Source organism: Streptomyces sp. NPDC050703 (assembly GCF_040654435.1).
GTDB lineage: Bacteria > Actinomycetota > Actinomycetes > Streptomycetales > Streptomycetaceae > Streptomyces.
In genome coordinates this window covers 26660-33912 of sequence record NZ_JBFAHX010000064.1, presented here as the reverse complement: position 1 = coordinate 33912, position 7253 = coordinate 26660, and the positions used below count along the sequence as shown (strand labels likewise).

Annotated in this window: 8 protein-coding genes; 3 read left to right on the top strand and 5 right to left on the bottom strand. The window is 72.9% G+C overall.

Annotated features, from left to right (window positions below; translation table 11 throughout):
* Positions 1–26: 26 nt before the first annotated feature.
* Positions 27–566 (bottom strand): ATP-binding protein, encoded by a 540-nt coding sequence (locus AB0I16_RS33700; protein ID WP_363253490.1) that lies wholly within the window; start codon positions 564–566, stop codon positions 27–29.
* Between the two features lie 233 nt (positions 567–799).
* On the opposite strand from AB0I16_RS33700, the gene AB0I16_RS33695 reads away from it, so the two are divergent.
* Genes AB0I16_RS33695 through AB0I16_RS33685 form a run of 3 tightly spaced genes read left to right on the top strand, consistent with a single transcriptional unit; the run spans position 800 to position 2322 of the window.
* Positions 800–1651: a helix-turn-helix transcriptional regulator gene (locus AB0I16_RS33695; protein ID WP_363253489.1), complete on the top strand. Its 852-nt coding sequence runs from the start codon at positions 800–802 to the stop codon at positions 1649–1651.
* 21 nt (positions 1652–1672) lie between these two features.
* Complete coding sequence (locus tag AB0I16_RS33690) at positions 1673–1876, top strand: DUF397 domain-containing protein (protein WP_363253488.1); 204 nt, start codon at positions 1673–1675, stop codon at positions 1874–1876.
* Positions 1873–2322 carry a protein phosphatase gene (locus tag AB0I16_RS33685; RefSeq protein WP_363253487.1) on the top strand — a complete coding sequence of 150 codons (450 nt, stop codon included), beginning with the start codon at positions 1873–1875 and terminating at the stop codon, positions 2320–2322. Before AB0I16_RS33690 ends, AB0I16_RS33685 begins: the two co-directional genes overlap by 4 nt.
* A 6-nt stretch (positions 2323–2328) precedes the next feature.
* On the opposite strand, the gene AB0I16_RS33680 is transcribed toward AB0I16_RS33685, so the two are convergent.
* From AB0I16_RS33680 to AB0I16_RS33665, 4 genes are read right to left on the bottom strand one after another with little or no spacing between them, the layout of a single operon-like run.
* Positions 2329–3471, bottom strand: coding sequence for a hypothetical protein (locus tag AB0I16_RS33680; RefSeq protein WP_363253486.1), 1143 nt, complete (start codon positions 3469–3471; stop codon positions 2329–2331).
* A gap of 38 nt (positions 3472–3509) precedes the next feature.
* Complete coding sequence (locus tag AB0I16_RS33675) at positions 3510–4463, bottom strand: N-acetylneuraminate synthase family protein (RefSeq protein WP_062770538.1); 954 nt, start codon at positions 4461–4463, stop codon at positions 3510–3512.
* Between the two features lie 14 nt (positions 4464–4477).
* Positions 4478–5794 (bottom strand): N-acylneuraminate cytidylyltransferase, encoded by a 1317-nt coding sequence (locus AB0I16_RS33670; protein WP_363253485.1) that lies wholly within the window; start codon positions 5792–5794, stop codon positions 4478–4480.
* Positions 5795–5838: 44 nt separating this feature from the next.
* Positions 5839–7224: a DUF6716 putative glycosyltransferase gene (locus AB0I16_RS33665; protein WP_363253484.1), complete on the bottom strand. Its 1386-nt coding sequence runs from the start codon at positions 7222–7224 to the stop codon at positions 5839–5841.
* Positions 7225–7253 lie beyond the last annotated feature (29 nt).

The window sequence follows — 7253 nt, the reverse complement described above, 5'->3', positions numbered from 1 at the left end:
CCGACGCGACCGACAGGGAGCGCCCTTTACTGGCGGGGCGGAACCGCCACACTCCCGGAGAACCGGGCGGCCCCGGCAACCGGGCAACGCCCCCGCCCCACCGAAGCCGGCGGCCCCGGCACGGTGAGCTCGACCCACAGCACCTTTCCTCGGCTGCCGAACAAGTCGTCGCCCAGCGGTGACCCTCCCCAGGCGTCCGCCCACTCCCGCACCATGCGCAGGCCCCGGCCCCCCTCGCCGTCCGCCGGCGCGGGCCCGGGGGACGCGTACCGCGCCGGCGGCCTGTCGAAGGGTGGAGGGATGTGCGGGTCGGTGTCCCACACGCCGACCCGTACGCCGCGCCCACCGTCGAGGCCGCGCAGCCGCATCGCCGCGGGGCCCTTCGTGTGGCTGTACGCGTTGGTGACCATCTCCGATGCCAACAGCTCGGCCACGTCCGTCAGTTCCGCCATGCCGTACCCGGCGAGGACGGCTCGCAGCGTCTGCCGGGCGACCCGGGGCGCACGGGGGTCGTGGGGCAGGTGAAGGACGTACGACCAGACCCCGACCGGGGCTACGGTGACCATGATGCCTCCTTGGCATGAGGGGGTTCGCCCGCTCGACAGGTCCTGCCTCAGCAGTGGCTGTGCCGCGCCTCCAGCAGGCAGCGGTGCTCTTCCGCCAAGCAGGGGTGGGCAGTTGGGCGGTTCCCCCACACCGTAGGCTGCGGAAGCTGAAGGTTTTGCAGGAAACAGCAAAAGCTTCAGGGATGGCCCTCGTGTGGGTGATGCCCCTGCCAGGTGTACGGAACGGAGAGGCCATGGCACCCAGGAGCGCACCGACTGCGCGCCGTCTTCGGATCGGCATCGAGCTGCGACGGCTCCGCGAGCGCGCGGGCATGACCGCCGCCGAGGCGGCCAGAGAGCTCGGCACCACTCAGGCCCAGATGAGCAACATCGAGGCCAATCGCTTCGGGATCAGCGCCGAGCGGGTGCAGACGCTGGCTCACATCTACTGCTGCACCGACCAGCCGCTGGTCGACGCCCTCGCCGCCATGGCGGCCGACCGCACCCGGGGGTGGTGGGAGGAGTACCGCGAAGCGATGCCTTCGCCCCTGCTGGACCTGGCCGAGATGGAGCATCACGCGACAGCTCTCCGCGTGGCGCAGGTCATCAACATCCCCGGCCTGCTCCAGACCCCGGAGCACGCACGCGCGCTCTTCCGGGAAGCCGTGACGACCTTGCGCCCCCACGAGATCGAGCACCGCGTGTCCCACCGCGTGAAACGCCAGGCGGTGCTCTTCCGCGACCGCCCCGTGCCGTACACCGCGATCGTCCACGAAGCCGCACTGCGCATGCAGTTCGGCGGCCGCGACGTGGCCAGGGCCCAGCTCTCTCATCTGGCCGAGATCAGCCACGCACCGCACGTCACGCTGCGCGTCATCCCGTTCGACGGTACGTCGTTCCCGACGGCGGGCCAGGGGCTGGACTACGCGTACGGGCCGGTGACGGCCCTGGACACGGCCCAACTGGACACCACGCACGGCAGTGAGTTCATCGACGCGGCCGGCCAGCTGGAGACCTACCGGCTGGTGCTCGACCGCATGGAGCAGGTCGCACTGGCGCCCGGCGCGTCCCGCGACCTCATTCACCGCATCTCGAAAGACACCTGACAGCTCCGACCAGGAAGCCCCGTGACAGAACTCGACTGGCAGAAGTCCACCTACAGCGAGGTGGCCTCCTCCTGCATCTACATAGCCACCACGACCCCCACGCCGCGTCCCCCAACGGAACCATCCATCCGCCTCCGCGAGAGCGACGCCCCCCATAAGATCCTTGGCACCACCCCCGCCGTCCTCGCCACTCTGATCTCCGCCCTCAAGGGAGCCGCCCCATGACCGGCGCCGCAGCAAGCTCCTGGGAGCCCTCCGCCCCCGGCATCCTCGCGTTGCCCTCCGGGCGGCTCCTGCGGGGGCGGGGGCTTCGGCATCCGCTGCCCGAGGGGGACGTGCCCGGCTTCGGGGTGTATCTGCTCGGCAAGGAGCCCGCACCCCTCCCCTGGGAGCACGTCTGGCTGCGGTGGCCGGACTTCCGGCTGCCCAGGGACAGGGCGCGGGCCGGGGACGTGCTGCGCGACGCCTGGTCGCGGGCCGAGGGCGAGCGGGTCGAGGTGGCCTGCGGCGGCGGGCGGGGGCGGACCGGGACCGCCCTCGCCTGCATCGCCGTACTGGACGGCGTTCCGGCGGCCGAGGCCGTGGCGTACGTGCGGGCGGGGTATGACCGCCGCGCCGTGGAGACGCCCTGGCAGCGGCGGTACGTGGAGCGGTTCGCGGGCCGCGGCTGACGGGGGTCAGCCGGCGGCCGGGCCCATGCCCCGTGCCGCCCCCGCCCCCGTGATCACCGAGGTCAGGCGGTGGACGTCGCGCGCCGTGCCCGTCACTCCCGAGAGGAACCCCTCGGCCCGCGGCGACGCCGACTCCGTCAGCCAGGCGGGGTCGATGTCGCAGACCGCCACCTTGACCTCCGTACCCGCGAGGGCGAGCGGCAGGGTGTGGACCACCGTCGAGGGGAAGCTGAGGACCGTGCGGCCGATGGGGCCGCGGCGGGCGATGAGCTCCAGGGGAAGGTCGGGTCGTACGACCTGGAGGCCCGTCTCGACCGCCAGGCGGTGCAGCTTCTCGGAGCTCTCGCGGCGGTGGGCGAAGTAGCGGGTCGCGCCGTGGCTGCGGGCGAGGGCCCGGACGGCCTCCAGGTAGCGGTCGGGGTCGACGACGCCCGTCTCGACCAGGGACGTGCCGACGAGGTCGGCGCCGCGCGTGATGCGGGGCGGCCCGAAGCGTTCACGGGTCCAGGCGAACGCGTTGACGGAGATCGTCACGCCGTCCGGTGCCGAGTCGATCGGCATGGAGGAGAAGACCTCCACGGCCCGCGTGCCGCCCGGCGTGAGGCGCCGCCGCGCCGAGGCCGAGACGGGGGCGAAGAGCAGGTCGCGGGGGCCGGGGCGGCCGCCCTTGCGGTGCCAGCGGACCAGGCGCTCGCCGCGGGCCAGCTGGGAGATGAACTCCATGGTGGCCGTGCCGTCGTCGACCACGACCAGGGAGCGGGCCCGGGTGATGGTGAGGAGGAGCTGTACGTAGCGCGAGAACGGGTCCCCTATGACGATCCGGTCGGCCCTGCGCAGCGGGCCCGCGAGGCCGCCGATCGTGTGGAAGGGGGCGCTCGCGCCGCCGCGTGCCTCCTCCCAGCGGACCTCGACGCCCTCGTCACGGGCGAGCTGGGACATGCGGCGGAGCTGGCCGCGGGTCATGGGGTCGTTGGGCGAGAGGACGACGACGGTGAGGCCCCCGGCCGGCCCGGTCGCGGCCGCGGCGTGCGCCCACTCCAGGACGTTGAGCAGCTGGACGGGGCTCTCCACGAAGGCGAGTGTGGTGAGCGGGGGCGCCGCTGCCGCGGTGTCCGAGGAGTTCGCGCTGTGGCCGGCTCGGGGGCTCATCGTCGTCTGTCCGTCTCCCGGTAAGGCGGGCCGGGCGCTCAGACCGCGACCGGCTCGGCGGCGGACGAGGACTCCTGCTCGGCCACGACGCCCGCGACGCGGCGCAGCTTCTTCATCGGGCCCAGCTCCGACTCGTAGACCTTCTTGACGCCGTCGCCGAGGGAGGCCTCGATGGTGCGGATGTCGCGGACGAGGCGGGTGAGGCCCTGCGGCTCGACGGAGGCGGCCTGGTCGGAGCCCCACATGGCGCGGTCGAGGGTGATGTGGCGCTCGACGAAGGTGGCGCCGAGGGCGACCGCGGCGAGGGTGGTCTGCAGGCCCGTCTCGTGGCCGGAGTAGCCGATCGGGACGTTCGGGTACTCCTGCTGGAGGGTGTTGATGACGCGGAGGTTGAGCTCCTCGGCCTGCGCCGGGTACGTCGACGTGGCGTGGCACATGAGGATGTTGTCGCTGCCGAGGACCTCGACGGCGTGGCGGATCTGCTTCGGCGTCGACATGCCGGTGGAGAGGATGACCGTGCGGCCGGTGGCGCGCAGGGCGCGGAGCAGCTCGTCGTCCGTGAGGGAGGCGGAGGCGACCTTGTGGGCGGGGACGTCGAACTTCTCCAGGAAGGCGACGGCCTCGGTGTCCCACGGGGAGGCGAACCAGTCGATGCCGCGCTTGGCGCAGTGCTCGCTGATGGCCTGGTACTCGGACTCGCCGAACTCCACGCGGTGGCGGTAGTCGATGTAGGTCATGCGGCCCCAGGGGGTGTCGCGCTCGATGTCCCACTGGTCGCGCGGGGTGCAGATCTCCGGGGTGCGCTTCTGGAACTTCACCGCGTCGCAGCCGGCGTCGGCGGCCACGTCGATCAGCGCGAACGCGTTCTCCAGGTCGCCGTTGTGGTTGATGCCGATCTCACCGGTGATGTACACGGGCTGACCGGGACCTGCCGTCTTGGAACCGAACTGGCGGAGACGGGAGTTGGCGCCGATGGAGGTGATGTTGCTCATGGTGGGAACAGTCCTTAACTGTGGAGGGAATCGAGAGAGGGGCCGAGGATCCAGGTGGCGATCTCTCGGATCGCGCCTTCACCGCCGGGGGTGGTGGTGACCGCGCGGGCCGCGCCGCGTACGACGTCGTGGGCGCTGGCGACCGCCACCGGCCAGCCGACGAGGGCCAGGCAGGGGAGGTCGTTGACGTCGTTGCCGACGTAGAGCACGCGCTCGGGCGCGATGCCCTGTTCCTCGCACCACTGCTTCAGTGCGAGGTCTTTCCGGTCGATGCCGTGCAGCACGGGGAGCTTGAGCTTCCTGGCGCGTGCGGCGACGACCGGGTTCTGTTCCGTGGACAGGATCAGCAGCGGGATGCCCGCGTCGCGCAGGGCGGCGATGCCGAGTCCGTCTCCGCGGTGCACGGAGACGTATTCGCGTCCTTCGGAGTCGATCAGCACCCGGTCATCGGTCTGGGTGCCGTCGAAGTCGAGGATGACCGCGTCGATGTCGGCGGCGGTCGGGAGGGCGTCCGCGTCCTCGGGGCGGCTCGCGTCAAAGAGGGGGGCGAGCGCGCGGGCGCGGGCGAGGTCGTGCGGGTCGTCGACCTCCAGGACACGGGCGGGGTCGGTGCGGACCGGCTCGGTGTGTCCGAAGAAGCGGTGCTTGTGGGTACGGAAGCCCGCCGCGTCCATCGCGTAGGCGGCGCCGGTCTCCAGGAGGTCCTGGGGGCGGTCCTGGCGGCGGGGGCGGAAGGACTTGTCGTGGTTGACGCCGTATCCGCCGCGGGTGCGGGTGGAGGAGGCGGCGAGGGTCGCGGTGCCGCCGACGGTGTCGGTGCGCTGGGCGGGGACCTCGGTGCCCCCGGTGGCGTCGTCGGCCGCGTCGCGCCAGATGAAGCCGTGGAAGGGGGCGACGGTGACGGCGGTGTCGGCGCCGTTCTCGACGACGGCCGACGCCACCCCGTCGATGTCCTCGCGAGTCAGGAAGGGGCTGGTGCACTGCACGAGGAGTACGGCGTCCGTCCGGGCGCCGTGCAGCGCCTCGTGGGCGTCCATGGCGTGCAGGACCGCGGCCTCGCTGGTCGCGGTGTCGCCGGCGATGGCGGCGGGGCGCAGGACGACCTCGGCACCGGCGGTGCGGGCGGCCTCGGCGATGACGTGGTCGTCGGTGGAGACGACGACGTCGGTGACGAGCCGCGCGGCGAGGCACTCGCGGATGGCGCGGCCGACCAGGGGCACGCCGCCGACCGGGGCGAGGTTCTTGGCGGGTACGCCCTTGGAGCCGCCGCGGGCGGGGATGACGGCGAGGACGCGGTGGTCCGGCGTGCTCGCTCGGCCGGGGTCGGGCATGGGTGCTCCTCGGTCGGGGTCGGGGGTCTCGGCTCGTCCGGCGGTCACAGCTCGCCCATCCGCCGGATGACGGGGGCCACGCGCTGGACGCCGTGGCGGTAGGCGCCGCGGGCGGCACGGCGCACGATCTGCCGTACGGGGCCGGGGTCGCGGTCGGCCGCGGGGGCGCCCGGCAGCGGGGTGCCGTCGGGGCCGAGGTGGTGGCGGGCCAGGATGCCGGGCAGGTAGCCGCGGGCGGTGGTGAGGCTGTAGTAGGGCGCGATGGGCGCGAGCCGGCCCTCGGCGGCTTCGGCGAGGAGGTCGCCGACGCGCTGCCGTGCCGTGTCGAAGGCCCGTTCGTACGTCCCTCCCCCGGAGGGGGAGCCCCCCGCGGCGACGCCCTGCCGGGAGAGCCAGCGCTCGTCGGGCTCGGGCAGGTGCCCGGCGTCGAGCTGGTCGAAGGAGGCGAGGCAGCCGGACCCGGTGAAGTGGTGGTTGCCGAGCGCCTCGCGCACCCCGAGGTCGGTGAGGATCGCGGTGGGGATGCGCCGGTGCAGGGCTTCGAGGGCGGCGGTGGAGCTGACGGTGACCAGGAGGTCGGTGCGGTCCAGGACCTCGCCCATGTGCCCGTAGACGAGGCGGAGGTTGTCCGGCAGTCCGCCGTCGAGGCGCTGCGTCAGCTTCTGGTAGGGCAGTTCCTCGATGTGCGTGGTGTGTTCGCCGGGCTTGCTGCGGAGTTTGAGCAGGACCTCGCGGTCGGGGTGGAGCCGGGCGTGCTCGGCGAGGCGGCGCAGCAGGTAGGTGCGGTGCGCGGCGGTCTCGGGCACGGAGGGCTGGGCGGCGAAGACGACGGTGTAGGGGTCGTTCTCCGCGCGGGGTTCGTCCTTCTTCGCGTAGGGCGCGCCGCCGAGGAAGGGCAGGGCGGCCTCGGTGACGGACGAGGCGTCGGCGCCGACACCCTCGTACACGGCGCGGAAGCGTTCGGCGTCCTGGCGGGAGTTGGCGAGGACGATGTCCGCGCCGTGCCGCAGGAGGAGGCCGTCGGCGAGCTTCTCGTAGACGACGCCGACGTATCCGGTGACGACGACGGGGCGCTTGGCGGAGGTGCCGGTGAGGCGGGCGTCGGCGGTGACGCGGGCGAGTCCGTGCAGCAGCGCCTGGACCGCGCCGCCCACGAGGGCGAGGACGATCACGTCGGGCGTGTCCCGCTCCATCTCGCGCAGGAACTCGACGGCGGTGACCTCGCGCAGGGAGTCCGCGCGGACACCGACCTCTTCGAGCTGCCGGGGGGTGGGGGTGGCCCGGCCGCGGAGCAGGTACCCGCTGAGTCGGTGGCCGTCGGTCCGGTTCCCGTTGACGATGCGGTCCGCCGTGAGGGCGCCCCATTTCCATCGCGTGTCGGAATCGGCGAGCACGGCCACCCGGAGCGGGTTTCGGTTACTTGCTGGCACGTCTCAGACGCTAGGAAGGCATTTCGATT

Bases quoted from the DNA above. Each gene is read 5' to 3' on its own strand.
- AB0I16_RS33700 (WP_363253490.1), bottom strand. From the start codon at position 566: ATGGTCACCGTAGCCCCGGTCGGGGTCTGGTCGTACGTCCTTCACCTG.
- AB0I16_RS33695 (WP_363253489.1), top strand. From the start codon at position 800: ATGGCACCCAGGAGCGCACCGACTGCGCGCCGTCTTCGGATCGGCATC.
- AB0I16_RS33685 (WP_363253487.1), top strand. From the start codon at position 1,873: ATGACCGGCGCCGCAGCAAGCTCCTGGGAGCCCTCCGCCCCCGGCATC.
- AB0I16_RS33680 (WP_363253486.1), bottom strand. From the start codon at position 3,471: ATGAGCCCCCGAGCCGGCCACAGCGCGAACTCCTCGGACACCGCGGCA.
- AB0I16_RS33675 (WP_062770538.1), bottom strand. From the start codon at position 4,463: ATGAGCAACATCACCTCCATCGGCGCCAACTCCCGTCTCCGCCAGTTC.
- AB0I16_RS33670 (WP_363253485.1), bottom strand. From the start codon at position 5,794: ATGCCCGACCCCGGCCGAGCGAGCACGCCGGACCACCGCGTCCTCGCC.